Source organism: Bacillus proteolyticus (assembly GCF_001884065.1).
GTDB lineage: Bacteria > Bacillota > Bacilli > Bacillales > Bacillaceae_G > Bacillus_A > Bacillus_A proteolyticus.
The window spans coordinates 18394-34571 of the sequence record NZ_MACH01000112.1 but is presented as its reverse complement, the minus strand read 5'-3'; the positions used below and the strand labels follow the sequence as shown (position 1 = coordinate 34571).

Annotated in this window: 14 protein-coding genes and 3 pseudogenes; 5 read left to right on the top strand and 12 right to left on the bottom strand. The window is 33.9% G+C overall.

Annotation, left to right across the window (positions count from 1 at the left end):
- The 3 pseudogenes from BAQ49_RS19300 to BAQ49_RS19290 form a co-directional block, all read right to left on the bottom strand.
- Positions 1-259: pseudogene (locus BAQ49_RS19300) on the bottom strand (RNA-guided endonuclease TnpB family protein); the annotation flags it as partial.
- Positions 250-777: pseudogene (locus tag BAQ49_RS19295) on the bottom strand (metallophosphoesterase); the annotation flags it as partial. The pseudogenes BAQ49_RS19295 and BAQ49_RS19300, both read right to left, overlap by 10 nt.
- Positions 778-1263: 486 nt before the next feature.
- Positions 1264-1947 (bottom strand): annotated as a pseudogene (locus tag BAQ49_RS19290) (IS6 family transposase); the annotation flags it as partial.
- A gap of 235 nt (positions 1948-2182) precedes the next feature.
- Here BAQ49_RS19290 and BAQ49_RS19285 point away from each other — a divergent pair.
- Positions 2183-2596, top strand: a complete 414-nt coding sequence (locus tag BAQ49_RS19285) for a hypothetical protein (protein ID WP_070147096.1) — start codon at positions 2183-2185, stop codon at positions 2594-2596.
- 72 nt (positions 2597-2668) lie between these two features.
- Here BAQ49_RS19285 and BAQ49_RS19280 read toward each other — a convergent pair whose 3' ends face one another.
- The 5 genes from BAQ49_RS19280 to BAQ49_RS33075 all read right to left on the bottom strand — a co-directional run bounded on the left by BAQ49_RS19280 (position 2669) and on the right by BAQ49_RS33075 (position 7628).
- Positions 2669-2884, bottom strand: coding sequence for an alpha/beta-type small acid-soluble spore protein (locus BAQ49_RS19280; protein WP_001167057.1), 216 nt, complete (start codon positions 2882-2884; stop codon positions 2669-2671).
- 388 nt (positions 2885-3272) lie between these two features.
- A complete protein-coding gene (locus tag BAQ49_RS19275) occupies positions 3273-3959 on the bottom strand; it encodes an ABC transporter ATP-binding protein (protein ID WP_002150937.1) in 687 nt (228 codons plus the stop codon).
- 11 nt (positions 3960-3970) lie between these two features.
- Positions 3971-5395, bottom strand: coding sequence for an ABC transporter permease (locus BAQ49_RS19270; RefSeq protein WP_071746683.1), 1425 nt, complete (start codon positions 5393-5395; stop codon positions 3971-3973).
- 263 nt (positions 5396-5658) lie between these two features.
- On the bottom strand, positions 5659-6867 hold the full coding sequence (locus BAQ49_RS19265; protein ID WP_071746682.1) for a S1C family serine protease: 1209 nt from the start codon (positions 6865-6867) through the stop codon (positions 5659-5661).
- Between the two features lie 584 nt (positions 6868-7451).
- Complete coding sequence (locus BAQ49_RS33075; protein ID WP_002150942.1) at positions 7452-7628, bottom strand: hypothetical protein; 177 nt, start codon at positions 7626-7628, stop codon at positions 7452-7454.
- Positions 7629-7791: 163 nt separating this feature from the next.
- On the opposite strand from BAQ49_RS33075, the gene BAQ49_RS19260 reads away from it, so the two are divergent.
- From BAQ49_RS19260 to BAQ49_RS19250, 3 genes are all read left to right on the top strand, one after another.
- Entirely contained in the window at positions 7792-8457 is a 666-nt protein-coding gene (locus tag BAQ49_RS19260; RefSeq protein WP_002150943.1) for a response regulator transcription factor, read from the top strand.
- Between the two features lie 13 nt (positions 8458-8470).
- Positions 8471-9934 carry a sensor histidine kinase gene (locus BAQ49_RS19255; protein ID WP_071746686.1) on the top strand — a complete coding sequence of 488 codons (1464 nt, stop codon included), beginning with the start codon at positions 8471-8473 and terminating at the stop codon, positions 9932-9934.
- 484 nt (positions 9935-10418) lie between these two features.
- Positions 10419-11300, top strand: coding sequence for an alpha/beta fold hydrolase (locus tag BAQ49_RS19250; protein ID WP_071746681.1), 882 nt, complete (start codon positions 10419-10421; stop codon positions 11298-11300).
- A gap of 472 nt (positions 11301-11772) precedes the next feature.
- Here BAQ49_RS19250 and BAQ49_RS19245 read toward each other — a convergent pair whose 3' ends face one another.
- From BAQ49_RS19245 to BAQ49_RS19230, 4 genes are all read right to left on the bottom strand, one after another.
- Positions 11773-12420 (bottom strand): lysozyme family protein, encoded by a 648-nt coding sequence (locus tag BAQ49_RS19245; protein ID WP_071746680.1) that lies wholly within the window; start codon positions 12418-12420, stop codon positions 11773-11775.
- 459 nt (positions 12421-12879) lie between these two features.
- Positions 12880-13455 (bottom strand): replication-relaxation family protein, encoded by a 576-nt coding sequence (locus BAQ49_RS19240; protein WP_071746685.1) that lies wholly within the window; start codon positions 13453-13455, stop codon positions 12880-12882.
- 22 nt (positions 13456-13477) lie between these two features.
- Positions 13478-14644, bottom strand: a complete 1167-nt coding sequence (locus BAQ49_RS19235; protein ID WP_071746679.1) for an FtsK/SpoIIIE domain-containing protein — start codon at positions 14642-14644, stop codon at positions 13478-13480.
- Between the two features lie 15 nt (positions 14645-14659).
- On the bottom strand, positions 14660-14980 hold the full coding sequence (locus tag BAQ49_RS19230) for a hypothetical protein (protein WP_071746678.1): 321 nt from the start codon (positions 14978-14980) through the stop codon (positions 14660-14662).
- 291 nt (positions 14981-15271) lie between these two features.
- Between BAQ49_RS19230 and BAQ49_RS19225 the strand changes: the two genes are divergently transcribed.
- Positions 15272-15502, top strand: coding sequence for a helix-turn-helix domain-containing protein (locus tag BAQ49_RS19225; RefSeq protein WP_071746677.1), 231 nt, complete (start codon positions 15272-15274; stop codon positions 15500-15502).
- The last annotated feature ends 676 nt before the right edge of the window (positions 15503-16178 follow it).

Genomic DNA, 16178 nt, shown 5'->3' with positions numbered 1-16178 from the left:
ATCCACAACAAGAACATAATTGGCTTGAAGCAAATGTTTTCGATACGACAATGACTTGTTTGCCGTACCATTTTGCCTTATATTCCAACATGGCTCGAAACTGTGACCATGATACCTCACTAATTGCTTTTGCTAACTTATGATTCTTTAACATATTAGATACTTGCAAATCCTCTATACCAATAACATCGTGGTTTTTGATGATTTCAGTTGAGACTTTGTCCAAGTAATCTTTTCTAGCATTCGTCATGTATTCATGCCAATAATTCCACCTTTTTCAACAATCGTATATGCAGGAAGAAAACGCTCTCCATTTTTCTTATAAATGTTTCCTGCTAACGTCTTTCCCTTATATTGCTCACTAACTTTTTTCAATGTATCTAATCCAAAGTTGAATTCATGATTTCCAAATGCCCAAGCATCATATCCCATTGCATTCATCGCTACCATCATTGGCGATTGTGGCTTATCATTGAATAATTCTACTGAGTTTCCTTGAATTGTGTCCCCGGCATCTAATAATATGGTATTCGGATTTTCTTGACGTACCTTCTTTATAACCGTATAAAGCTGCGTTAAACCTCCACTCATATTTGCACCATCAAGCGCATAATCCCAAGGCATAAATCTACCATGAATATCTGCAGTACCCAATAATGTAATATTAACATCAGATTCCTCAGCTTTAGAGATAGCTGGTTTGACCGTTACTGCTGTTACAAGAAGCATAAGAATAACAAAATAACATACATAGTTCTTCCATTTCATTTTTTGCATAATAACAATATTTCTCCCCTTTTTGTACTGTCATAAAGTTGCTTGAACTTTAAAAATGTAACTTATTATTTGGAAAACTTCAACTGTAAAAGATAATTTTGGTGGTGGTTCTGTTGCAAAAATAAAAGAGAGTAAAGTATATACCCCTAACAGAGTTGCACTTACGCCACTCGTCCAAACAATTGATGAATAAATTCTTTCTAATTTTGAATAGACTGGTCCAATAAATCAATCTATTCTTTTTTGATCACATGAAATCAGATAATAAAGGTATTTAATTTAGGTGTTATAAATGCAATAACCACATATCATTATTAAACTAACAAATGAAAGTGAAGCAAAAATCCCCCCCATTTATTTTCCCTTCAATCTGACTTATTGACTGTGAAGCACTTCTCCATATGAATCCCCCTTGATAGGTTCTGGTGCAAAGATAAAATAAAAGAGACTATAGCGCATATATTTCGAGCGGAATTGTATTTTATGTGTTAGCCCAAACAATTGACGGATGAATTCTTTCTGATTTTGAACAGACTGATCCCGTAAATCAATCTGTTCTTTTTTAATCATATGCATGACTTTTACTCCTGCAAGAATGGATATAGCTGTGCCAAAAGACTTGAACCCTAACATAGAACGCACACGTTTCTTAATAAAACGATGATCTTGTTCCACTATATTCTTGAGATATCTAACTTGTCTTAGCTTTATGCCTTCTTTCAACGCTTGAATTGCTACAGGATAGGCAAGGTTCTTATCTACTGTTATCACGCGAGGTTTAGAAACGTATGGAAAAGCCAGGGCTTTCTTGAAAAAACACTTGGCGGCTTGTTTATCTCTTGATTTACTTAGATAAAAATCAATTGTATTGCCCTCTGAATCAACCACACGATATAAGTACATCCATTGCCCTTTTACTTTAATATAGGTTTCTTCGCCTCTCCATGAATCATTTGTTGATTTTAGATGATGTCGTACTTTCTTTTCTAATTGAGGTCCATATTGATGAACCCAGCGCATAATCGTTGTATGAGCAATGGATACTCCTCTTTCCTCCATCATTTCCACCAGGTTACGGAAGCTCAAATTGTACTGTAGGTACCACCTTACTGTTAATAAGATTAGTTCAGGCTGATAATGTTTCCTCTTGAATAGGTTTTGCTTTTCCATACTGATCACGTCTTTTTTTAGAGTACTAGTATCAGTATGTCTAAGTTTCAGAGATTAGTTACATAAATCTTATAGTTTTTGCACCAGAACCGAATACCTTATATCGCTTATGTATGCAAAATTACATATCGACATTTATTGAAAATCATTCTCATTGTAACTATAATGGTTTCAGGAGGTGATATTTTCACTTCCTTTTCAAATCTCACAATATATTAAAGGAGGAACTAGCATTATGAAAAAAGTTATTTTAGCAGGGGCACTAGGAATTGCAGTACTATCAGGTATGAACTTACCAGGAGCAGAGGCACCAAAAGCGAGTGCAGCAACTACAAATTTAGAAATTCAAGAAGTTACAAAATATTACTCTATGAGTTCTTACGAAGTGTCTCAAAAGGAAACATTTAATCTCAATAAAGGAGAAGAACTTACAGTCTTTGTACAAAATTCTGGGTTTCCAATTTCTTATACGGTCTTTGATGCAGATAATCAAATAATTGGCACCTACAATGCTAATTCACCATATGGTCGCGTATTCAAAGCACAAAAAGATGGTAATATTTCTGTACAATTTCAAGCAGGTGCAAATTCTTCGTACATGAAGAAGATGAATTTCACAGCTAAATTTGCAGTTTCAAAGCTTAACTAACAATCAAAATTTCATTATCCTCTTTCAAAAAATTAAAAAGGTATATCCCTTCAATGGGATATACCTTTAACTTTAGTGAATTTTATATTGACCAGATAATTGCTCTTGCGCCATACGCACTAAACGTTTGGTAATTTCTCCACCTACTGAACCATTCGCTCGTGCTGTTGAATCCGGTCCAAGTGTAACACCAAACTCCTGAGCAATTTCATACTTCATTTGTTCAATTGCACTTGCTGCAGCTCCTACCAAAATCTCGTTTGAATTATTATTTTCGCGAATTTGCATTTCTTACACACCTCCATTGAATTTGGTAATATCATGCTCTATTTCCAGAAAAATATGTAAAAAGATCAAAAAAAAGACGCATTAAGGTGTCTTTTTTCAATATGTTTTTATCAGAGGCAAAATAAAAAGCAAAGCCTTTTGGCTACGCCCTTCACGCGCTTAAAGAAGGAGAATTCTTTCGAGGAATTCGTTAAAACAAAAAGAACTTGTAGGAATCTCTACAAGTTCTTTTTAGTTTCAGGTGAATATACGAGACAAACTATCTTACAGATTCATCATAGAAACTACTGGGGTAATGCTTTGACAAATATATTATATAACAAATATTAACAGCCATAAATTTTAATTTTGAAAATTATGTGAATTAAGAACGAAATTAGCTTTTTTCTTAACTATTATTAATTTCGTTTACTACTAACTTCTTTTTCCTTAAATAAACTGCTCGATCCGATTTTTTTGCAACTTCTTGTGAATGCGTAACTACAATTACACATTTATCCTCTTGATGAGCGAGCTCCTGAAACAACTCAATAATTTCATTTGCTGTTTCTCCATCAAGGTTTCCTGTTGGCTCATCAGCAATAAGTAAATCGACATTGCAAGATAGTGCTCGAGCAATTGCTACACGTTGTTGTTGTCCACCACTTAGTTGCAAGACATTTCGTTTCGCTTCTACTTCTGTGAGCCCTACCTTCTCTAATAATTCTAATGCTCTTGCTTTTTTATTTTGTACCTTCACACCTGTAATTTCCATTGCCGTTAGTACATTCTGAAGAGCGGTCATATAGGTAATCAAATTATACGATTGGAAAATTACGGATACATTTTGATTACGGTATCGATCCAAACCAATTTTTCGAATATCCTTGCCATTATATAGTACATAACCGTTTTTAGGTATGTCCAGCCCACAACCTAAGCTAAGAGTTGTGGTTTTGCCAGATCCAGAGGGCCCTAAAATCGTGTAAAAATGCCCTTTTTGAAAAGAAAAATTAACATTATCTAGTATCGTTACTTTTTTCCCGTTACTTTCATAATAATAATCTAAGTTTTTAAATTGTAAAATCGTCTCCATATCGAGCCTCCTTATTCATCTTTTAAAAGAATTTGTTTTGGATTTAAGCGTAGAATAGATAATGCTGGAAGAAGCGTTGCTAATATAGCAATAGCTAGTCCAATTCCCCCCATTTTCCCTACATCTTCTCCCGTTACACTTACATCAATTTTATCAATTGGATCTTCGTTTTGGTTTTGTGGAGTACCACCAGCTCCAACCATCATTACACTACCATTTTGTGAATTGTCTTTTTCTTCGCTTGCTGTAGCAATTTCACCCGAAAGTAAATTATCCCCTATAAATTTAGAAACTTTAGCCCCTGTTGTTAGGGATAATCCAAACGCTAAAATAGCGATACATACTACTTCTACTACGAACTGCGCCATCAGTTTCCATTTTTTCTCTCCAATAGATAATAAAATCCCCATTTCCTTACGACGTGCTTTAATTGATAACATAATGATTAATCCTAAGATAATCGCACCTGCAATAGATACTATATAGATAATCATTTGAGACGTAGAAGCGATATTTTCGATAGGACCAATCATTTGTTTGTACAATGAATCTTGTGCATCTAACTTAAAATAATTAAAATCAATTTCAGATTTTTTTGCTTCTTTTTTAAATGCATCAATGTCTTGTGGATCGTTCAATAAGTACACAACTTGAATACTACTACTCATACCTTCATCTGTTTCTAATTTTTTCAAAGTAGAGTAAGGCATATATAGTTTATTAGCTGGATTCATCATAGGAGGGGGATTTTGACCCATTGGTTGCTCATTCGTTTCGTAAATACCGATAATTTCAATTTCAAGAGTTTCCTTCTTATCCCCTGATTGAACTTTAACTTTATCTCCTACTTTCAAATTGTTTTGTTCCGCTAATCGTTTTTCCATTAAAGCTACATTCTGATCTTGCATCTGTTCTGTAATTGGTTTTCCATCAACGATTTTACTTTTTCCATTTTTAAAACTTTCTTGTAATAAAGTCTTGCGAACTCCTTCTATCATAAGAGAAGAATTCATATCTATTTCTGAACCTGAACCTGATCCTCCCACCATTGCAACGTTACCTTTTCCTTTTCCTTCTCCTTCTGAAGCTCCTACTAATTTAAACCCATCCGCAATTCCGAAATTATTGGTTATATAATTATAGTCTTTTACATGCTTGGACTTCGCTAATTGGTCTGCTTCTTTTGTGTTGAGCTTCGGCGGCTTAGGCATCTCGCCAGTTTCCCTAGCTTGTTGACCTAATTTGTCAAAATCAAGACCTAAAGTAACATCTGCACCTAGTTTTTTTCTTGCTGCATCAGCAGCTTTTTTTGATGCATTTTGGATTGTGAATCCTGCCAGCACTAAATTTGTAACAATCAGGAAGACTGCCATCAAAATTAATGATGTTCCTATTCTTTTTTTCATACTGAGAATTGCGCGTTTTATAAAATTCATTTTTCCTAACCTCCTTGATAGCTGTTATTCTATATACGCTATCTAGAGTTTGTATGGAGTTACTCAGTAGTTTATCTAGAGATATATGGAGTTTATGTGTACTTATTCATTGACCTTAGCAAGAAAAACTGGAACACAAATTAGAATACGCAATCGATTTTGAATATTGGTAGAGAGCCAGTCCATTAATGTGGAGTGAGGACGAATGGAATGATCGTACATATAAAACTAGTAAAATAGAAAAAACCACCGAAAGGTGGCTGTTAAGCGGTACGTGTTTGTTCCATTAATTTCACGGTTTTTGTTAGTTTTTCACCATTTCGATAAACGGTTACTTTAATTGTATCTCCCAATTTTTTCTTTTCATATAAATATTTACGGAATTGAACGACATTTTCTATTTTTTGTTCATCCAATGCAATCACAACATCATACTGTTGTAAGCCGCCCTTTTCTGCTGGTGATTGATTTGAGATATTCCCCAACACGGCAGCATTTGATATCTCTTTTGGTAATTTTAATTGATTACGTGCAGAATCTGTCATTTTCTCTACATCTAATAACTGTACACCCATCATTGGACGTTTAACTGTTCCCTCTTTTTCAAGAGACCCTAGGATTGTTTTGGCTATATGAATCGGGATTGCAAATCCAATTCCTTCAACAGCTTGTTGTGCAATTTTACTCGAATTAATTCCAATGACTTCACCCTGTTCATTAAATAAAGCTCCTCCACTATTCCCAGGATTAATAGCTGCATCTGTTTGAATTACCTGTGCTTGCCAATCCACTTGTTGATTTCCAAGTGTACTAACAGGTATTTCTCGTTCCTTGCTACTAATAATCCCCTTTGTTACAGTACCTTCTAGCCCCAATGGATTCCCAATGGCTATTACCGTTTCCCCTGTACGAATTTTTTCTGAGTCTCCAAGTGTTGCCACTCTTTTTACATCTGTCCCGTCAATTTCTAATACCGCTAAATCTAATAATGGATCTGTCCCTACTACTTTAGCGGGAACCTTTTTACCATTATTCAATTTCACTTCTACATTATTCGCACCGTCTATCACATGATTATTTGTAACAATGAAAGCCTTATTACCGTTTTTTTTATATATGACCCCTGATCCCGAACCTGCTTCTTCTGATTGATCTTGCGTATTAAATGCATCTGTATTTTGTTTATAGTTAATGACACCTACGACAACTTCTTTTGCAGATTCAATCATATTTTGAAGGTTGCTCACATCTTCTGGTTTGTAAGAGGTCGGCGTAACCTGATTTACTTCGTTATGTTTAGGAGATTGGTCTGCATTTCCTTTGATTTCATTTATATAAGGGATGGTCAATCCAATGGTAATTACACCAATCATTGCACCAATTATTCCTGTGAAAAAATACCCTGTTTTTTTATAGGCTTTATTCCTATTGTTTTCTGTTTGATTTGTATCATAATGTCCCATTGTGAACATCCCTTTCTCCTTTAATTTCAATTGAATATTTTTATCTTCACATTTGAATTACGATGTATGAATGTGATATTTAGGAATCACCATTTCAAAAAAAAATTTCACCTTTAGGCATGGTTCAGATATAAATCAACTGTTTTTTCGTAGGGGTAACATTATATTTGAATTTTTCCATAAATACATGTATGACGATATTCAAACCCACCTCGAGCTGATCTCTAAAAAAAAGAGCCTATTCGGCTCTCATCAAATCAATTATTCAATGTACATAGCATGTTATACGGGTATTGGCACAAAGCAGCAAGAAGGAATCATAACCTCAATTAGATTCTTTACTCTTTTGTTATAAACTTAGAGCCTAGCATTCTCGTGAGAATGGATGGTAATAGGTTTGCGTGTAAATAAGAAGGAAGGGATAAAAATTGATAGATTGTGTATGTCGTCAACATCATGTATCATTCCTTTCTATTTGATACATATAGCATACAAACCTAATCTGTATTCTATATGGAGTTAATCTAGAGTTATAGTAAAGATTTTCAGTACCTAGTTATTGAATGCAAAAAAAAGAATCAATTTGATCCTCTCTATTTTTGTTCACTAGACTTATATAGTTTTCTTTTATTTACACTTGTGTATTTATTTAAGCACGGCGCTAATTTCAATTTTTGTTTTTTCTCTTTTATGCGACCATTATTCGAATGAGTGGCCATCCACAGTTGTACATCTAATAAAGAAAGAATGATGTTTGCTTCCAGTGACATCTTGATTACCTCCCTCTGTCTTGTTATGTATATAACCTATCTCATGCATCTGGAGCTGATTTGAAATACATGTAGTTTTCTTGTGAAGTTTTTATCGTGTTTCTAATACGTCTCCACATCAACTCCAGATTGGAAGGTTATAATGACTACAAGAGGTGATATTATGAAGAACTATCACATTCTGGTGGTAGAAGATGATCAAGAAATACAAGAATTAATCAAACAATTTTTAATGACACAACAATATAAAGTTATAGTTGCATCAGATGGATTAGAGGGCATGAAACAATTTAATAAGCAGTCCTTCGATTTAATTCTTCTAGATGTGATGATGCCAAACCTGAATGGATTTGAAGTTGCCAAAATGATTCGAAGTCAGTCAAATATACCAATTATTATGCTAACTGCGCTAGAAGAAGAACAAGATCAAATGAAAGGATTTGATCTTGGAATCGATGATTATATTACGAAACCTTTTTCTTTTCATGTTTTGATGAGACGAGTCGAAGCAGTACTGAGAAGAAGTAATAATCAAAGTACGGATAATCATTTTGTATTTAGAGAACTACATGTCGATGGCGATGCATATAAAGTATATGTAAATAAAGTTGAGGTTCCCCTAACGACAAAAGAATTCGAAATTTTGCAACTACTACTTCAAAATGAAAAAAAGGTACTCACAAGAGAAAATATCGTAGAAAAAATTTGGGGATATGAGTATGCCGGAGACACACGAATGATTGATACGCATATGAAAAACATACGAAAAAAATTAGATATACCCTACATTAAAACAGTAAAGGGCATTGGTTATAAAATCGATGAATAGGATTGTAAAGATCATGAAGATGAAGAGAATTACCTATAAACTCTTTATGACTACATCCCTCATTTTGTTAGCCTTTGCAACCTTAATTTATGTAACTTTATACTTCTTTCTCCCTAAATTTTATGAGAAATACAAAACAGATCAGCTTCAAACGGGAATCGAAGAAATAATTGATAAATCTAAAGATCTTACGCTTCAAAATGCAACACCACTTGTTGATGAATACGCACAAAAAAATAATGCAGTGATATATCTTCAAGATAATGAGGGAAGGGTTATTTATTATCCTTTTCTTCAAAGTACTATTCAAGGGGGTACTGTTCAGGGGAGTACTGTTCAGGGGGGTACTCCAGCAAAAGGTTTTGTTACAACAGTACCAATAAAGGGTTTGGCTCAATCTCGTAATTCATATGAGGCTACCAAGCCAATACAATTCCAAGATGTTAACTTAACGCTTGTGGTGTTCGCAACATTTCAACCGATCGATGAAGCTTCACAGGTCTTGGTACGTTTTCTACCCTATATTAGTATCATTGTACTGGTTATTGGTTTAGGAAGTGCTTATCTCTATTCAAGATTTATTACTAAACCACTTATTTATATTAATGAAGGTGCACAAAAGATGGCAAACTTGGATTTCTCCGAAAAAATTGAGGTTCGTTCTATGGATGAATTAGGGGAATTGTCCAATAGCTTGAATGATATGTCCATAAATTTACAACAGGCAATTTTTGATTTACAAAAAGCGAATCATCAATTGAAAAGCGATATTGAAAAAGAAAGAGAAATAGAGGCAAAGCGAAGGGAATTCTTTGCTATTGTAGCACATGAATTAAAAACTCCTCTTACTGTTATGAAAGGTTACTTAGAAGGGATGATATATAATATTGGCCCTTATCAAAATCGTGACCAATATTTAAAGAAAAATCATCAAATAATTGGAAGTATGGAACAACTGGTTCGCGAAATTTTAAGCACGTCAAAACTAGAACAACATACCTTTAAACCACAAGTAGAAGAAGTAAATCTTTCAAAGTTAATAGGTACAATCACAAAAGACCTCGAATTTTTTGCTTCTCAAAAAGACATTCAAATAATAAAAGAAGTCGATTCTGACATTTTTGTTTATACGGATTGTGTTCTTTTAGAAAAAGCTTGTAAAAACATCATTCATAATGCGATTATGTATTCACCACTTAACGAAAAGGTCTATATAAAGTTAAGCCAAAAATCTAAGCAAAACTATATCGAAATGCAAGTCCTTAATACAGGTGTCGAAATTAAAGAAGAGAATATACAACATCTATTCGAACCCTTTTATCGAATCGAAAAATCAAGAAATCGAAATACTGGAGGGAGTGGCTTAGGATTATATATTGTAAAACAAATTTTCGAATCCCTTTCTATCACGTATTCTATGAATAATACCAAACAAGGCGTACAATTTTTGGTTACCATTCCATTATCCATCAAGTAAACAACAAAAGAGTCTCGATCTTATTTCATTCTATAGAAATAAGATCGAGATTTTTCATATAGGATACTGTGATATGAACCATAAGTTTGCCGGAACGACAAGCTTATGGTTCTTTTTGTTTATGGCAAACTTATGCTTCCGGTAATTTTGATGTTTCTGAATTAAAGCTAAGAAGGATTTCTTCAACCTTGGTACCAAAAATCACCTTTTATGAGCTCATAAAAGATTTTCACGTACTTTGGATTGTGGATTTAAAACAAAGTTAAGCCGTTTATATGTAGATTTTTGATAATGTAGGATTTTTTTCTTATTAAGCAAACAGGCCAGATTGTTGAGTAATTAAAATTACAAATTGTTAATGAAACATTTAATTATTTTATATAGTTCAACTGACATTCCTTGTCAGGGTTGGTCTGTATAATAGATACTGTAGTAATTTCAAACAAATTAAATGGGTCAAGATACTTATAAGGAGTGAGACAAAATGGTGAATACAGAAAAAGGTACAAAACCATTCTTCACACACAGGAAGGTTATTATTAAAGAAATACCTATCCACGTAGTCGAAGCAGGTTCAGAGTCAAAGCCAACAATCTTTTTTATTCATGGTTGGCCGGCATGTTGGTTAGAATTTGAAACCGTTATGACAGTCCTATCTGAGGACTATCATGTAGTAGCCATCGACTTGCCTGGTATTGGAGACTCGGAAATCCCGCTACAGTCATACAGCAAACGGAATATAGCAAGATATGTTCGAGGTGTTATGGATGCTATGAATTTATCAGATGTCACCTTAGTTGGATGCGATGTTGGTGGACAAATAACTTATGCCTTTTTGAAGAGCTTTCCAAATAGGGCTGCACGCGCGGTTATTATGAATGTCGTCATCCCAGGAGTTGATCCTTGGGATATGGTGAAAAGCAATCCTTACATCTGGCATTTTGCTTTTCATTCTATACCTGAAATACCTGAACAACTTGTTGCAGGTAATGAATCTCTATATTTTTCCTATTTTTATGATGTACTTGCAGGGAAAGGTAAGAAGATGAGTGATACCCTTAGAAAATCATATACCAATGCTTACACCCGTCCAGAAGCTCTGAAAGCAGGATTTGATTTTTATAGGTATTTTGATCAGGATCAAAAAGATAATCTCGCGTCGAAAGATGAAATCGTTTTGATTCCGATTCTCTACCTGCGCGGAGAAGATGAACACATAGATATTGAAACATATATGAAAGGATTTAGAGAAAACAGTTTACAAAATATCAAAGCAAGGATAATCGAAAACTGCGGGCATTTTTCTGCCGAAGAACAGCCTAAAAAAGTTGCATCCGCTATAAAGGAATTTTTAAGGGGTAACTAGACTAGGTTCCCCTGAGCATTTTTATCTTGAATATCAAACTTATTCCAGAATAGTGCGCTTTAATGGAAAAAGAATCAAAGTAATGAACAGACTTTTTTACAAAAGAATGATTCAATTAGATAAATTAAGAGCGTGTTTTGAACAATCTTTTTTCAAAACATGCTCTTTCTTTTTGCTCGTTTATCAAGATTATTAGTATCAATTTGACCAAACATTATTTCAAAGCTGCATTAATAAAGCACACGGCAAGCTTATGGGTTAATAATTAACTCACGGCAAAGTTATGCTTCCATTTTCTTTGGACAATTAGTTGAATATCTTCTAAAATAATCGGTTTCCGGCAAGTTTATGCTTCCAACTTTGGCAAAATTATGAGTAAAGTGACAGATACCGTCACATTGATAAATATAATTACCTAAAACATAAGTTATATTCTAATATTTTATTGTTGATATATACTTCATTCTGCAGCTTATTTAGAAGAGTTATGTACATTTCGAAGAAGTTCTTCAATAAGTTTTGTTTTTTCATTCACCTTTGTGGCATATGTGAAATCACCATAACAATATGGATACCTAAAATTATTTTTATTTCCACCACAAGTGTACATCGCTGGATTTTGATCAACTTTCATCTTAGAAAACTTTTTAGCCGAATCTTCCGAGTGTTGTTTAACTTCTTGACTGGCAATAAAATCAATATACCCTGGTCCCATATTATAGCTTTGAATAATTGCATCCATGCTAACATCTTTTCCCTTTCCATATTTGTACATTTTAGCAAAGTGTTTTACCCCTTGTTCAATGCTCAAGCTTGTCTCTTGAATTTCATTTGGCTTTAATCCAAGTGATTCAGATGACTGCATAGGGTCGTTTCCCTCACCTCTACTCTCTTGGTACATAATTCCTAATAAAACTGCTGTTTTCCCTCCTAAATTATATTTTTCTAATTCTTTTTTCAAGGTAGGTTCATATTGCAATACACGTTTTTCGGTAGCGAGCGCTTTATTTTGTTGAACATTAGTTTTATGATTAATATATAGTATTCCAAGCATTGTTCCTAAACCTAAAATACTAATAAGGAATACTTTAATAATTTGTTTTTTACTCATATCCTTCATATATTTCTCCTCGTATAAGAAATTCAATTTTTCAATGGCGGTTGGTTATTTACAAAATATATAATAATCATCTATTTCTCTACCCCTTTCAGACTCAAATTTATTTCTTTTAGGTTTAAAGTTTAATATAGAAATTTAAAGATAAGATAAAGATAAAATAAAGAAAAGATAAAGTGCATTTTTAGAGCACTTTAAAAAGATATTGGTACAAACGAATATGTGGGACAAGTTGTAGATATGAATGGATATAGTGATAATCGAGAGGTTATCATACAAGTTATTAATTATGGAGATATCATTCTATAAGAAGTTTTATCCTATCTTTTTAATATACTTTATTACTAGTTCATAACTTACTTTAAATTTACTTTGCTCATTTACTGCATTCTAACAATCATCATCACACATGACTTAATATATTATTGAAAAGAAAAAAGCTCTGCACTATGCAGGCTTTCTTTATGATTTCACCGCTAAATTATTCATAAAACTTTCTATAGAATTCGCCTGGAATATACGTAAATAAGGAGATTGAACGTCGTAATGTTTGTCAGTAATGATAAGGATTGAAGGAAAGAATTTAGAACCTTTCGGTTGCCAGGATTCATTGTGCCATTCTTGGCTATGGAAGTATAACTCGTATCTGTTTATCTTATCTTGCATTATCTTTTTACTGTACACTGACTTTTGAAATTCAATAAAGAATGGCGATCTACGCCATATTGTAAAAGCATCCGGCTCCATATATTCTTTCCCATACTTTGGTTCAACTTCAAATAGTTTAGGATTTTCATAATGAACGAGTTGTTTGTATACGTCCACAATACCAAGGAAATGAGGAATTTTTTGACTTGTCTTTCTGATAGAACTTGGCTGCGGAAAATATATGTATGGGTGCTGTAATACGTTAGCATCAACATAGCCGTCTCTTCTTAATCGTTTCATAACCGTATTACAACAAGTTACCGCATTCTTTAAGCCTTGAAAATGCAAGTCAATAATATCGTCACGGGACATGCATCTAAATCGCTTCAAATCATTCAAAATTCCTTTATCTCTACTCTTCATCATCTAACACCCCAAATAACGGAATTTCTTCTTGCGATGAATTCGGGAGTGTTTTCTCCTCTTTAGACATGCGATATGGTTCAACAATTTGTTTCGCCTTACTTAATTCCAAATAAGGAGCTTGCACTTTCTTTAATCCATTTCGTTTTAAAATCATTTGGCCTGATTGCTCTAAATGCTCTGAACCAGGAGTACCCATGATATTACTATTAATCGCACTATCACATTTAAAGCCGATTCTTACGGTCATATTGAGCTTTAATTTACCATCTAACACTTTCGCATCTGGCCGCTGCATACTAAGCATAAGAAACACCCCAAGTGATCGGCCGACTGCTGAAATCTTTTCAATTGTAGTCATACACTCTTTTTCATCTTTTAGCATAGCCACTTCATCGATAGCAAGTAGAATATATGCTTTTGGATGATCAGGATTTAATTTGTTGTACGCATCAATATGATCAACTTCATATTCTTCCATAAGTTTTCTTCGTTCTCTGATTTCCTTCCATACCTTTTGAAGCATTATTTTCATTTCAATTTCTTCCATACAAACTTCTTTCACATGCTTCACCCTACGCAAAAAATGAAATTCAGAGTTTTTTAAGTCACCAAGGTACAAATGCAACTTTTCAGGAGACATATATTGAATAAGTGTGGATAATACAACACGTACCATACTACTTTTCCCGCTTCCCGTTTCTCCTGCTATTAATAAGTGTGGTGTATTGGAATCAACCATATCGTACGTAATCGTTTTTCCGAATTGATCCCGGCCAACCACAACAGGAAGACGGTATTCTTTTAATAATGGCTGCCATTCTTTATAACAGTAATTGTATGGTTTTAGTCCAGCATCTGAACGGAATACATGTAGTACAAACTTTTTCACATCCCCTTCAATCATAATATTCCGTCCTAATATTTGCTGAAAACAAAACCACTTCTTTTCAATCTTCTGTGGATCTAATCCGTTTGGTATGGTAAAAACATACCAAACGCTTTCTGCTGAAGAAGAAACATTATGTACCTTTGGATAAATAGGCACTTTTCCCCCACGCGTTTGATGTTCCGTATATAGACCTGCTTTTCCGAACACCTCCATAAGCTGATTCCTTAACCTTTGCGTACGAAGCCACTCCTTTATAATCCCCATTACTCCCTTCCCTCCTTAAAACATGATTACGATACGAACAAATATATATCCAATCAAGCAAACTCCACTAATTCGCGTGCCGTGATAAATACCTTCGCTTACAAATTTAGCTGCTGATATATAGTCATGTCGCACCAAGTATTTTTCTAACATGACTGCTCCGATTAAAATCGTTCCCATAACTCCTAATGCAATGTAAGTATGTAATACCTGATCCGACATATGAAGGAATGCGAAAGGACTTAATGAATTGTATTTACGAATTTTCTTTTCTTTATCTTTGTATGACCGATCCATAAACTCGCGAAAAGGAATTGTTTCCTTCCTAGCACGCATTTAAATACCCCCTTTATAAACAGAATTTAGAATGTAGATATTACATAGCTTCATCTACTTAATACCGTGGTAGTTTTACCTTGGTAGAAATCTTGATAAATACTGTGGTAATCATTCGCAACTTACTTTGGTAACCTCGTATTCTTCTATCTTAATAAATACCGTGGTAGCTGCTTTGATACATCATATTGTGGACAGCTTGTACATTATGTAAAAAACTTTTGCCGTCTATGCGAATAGTTTTTTACATTTATGTCCACAATGTTGAAAATAGGTTCAGGAGGGATTTAAGTGTTTTGGAAATTTGGAGGGAAAAACCGAACGAAATTAGGTGATTTTTTAGATCGGAATGGCCTCAGCCAAAATGATTTAGAAAAGACCGCGAAATTAAGTCGTCCTACAGTTTCAAAGGCGTGCAATGATAAAGAATACATACCTAGTCCAACTGTAATGAAAAAGATTCTAAAAGTTATTAGGCAAATAAAACCCAATGTTAAATCCACCGACTTTTGGGATATGTAAAAACTGGCTAACTAGAGTCAGTTTTATTTTTTTACAAAAACCACTTCATAAAAGAACGTACATTCGCGCACAATAAGAACAGACGTTCTCGTTAGAGGAGGCATAACGGTGTATGATTACTCAATCTTGCCAAATCGAATTGTTTTATATATGTACTCCCTTTCGAAAGCAAACGTATTTCTATATATATTGCTTTTATTATACCGTCTATCGTAGTTTTTAGGATATCGCTCTTTTACGTTTACAATTAAACAGCTTTATTATCACTGCACAGCTTAAATATAAACTAATGCGTGAAACGGCAACACCGATATTACCACAAAAGGCAGAAAAAAATAGCCCTACTTTGGCAGTGGACTTGTTGTTTAGCTATAAGCGCGCTATACGCTCTTAGCTATATGCCAGGGGTATTGTATATATTGCATGTACTCAAATCATAATTTTAGATTGCAGCTGTTCCATTACAAAAAGTATTAAACTAACTAGCAAATATGCGATTTTTATATGGGAAATAAGGACAATTCTGAGACTGCATACTTAATAAAACAAGTATGTTTTTTTCTATAAATCTTTCAAAAGAAAAAAAGGTGTAATCCTTGATACATAAGGGATAAGCCTCTTTGCTTACCTCTTGCAATAGTATGTATTGGCAAATACCTATATATGATATCACAAA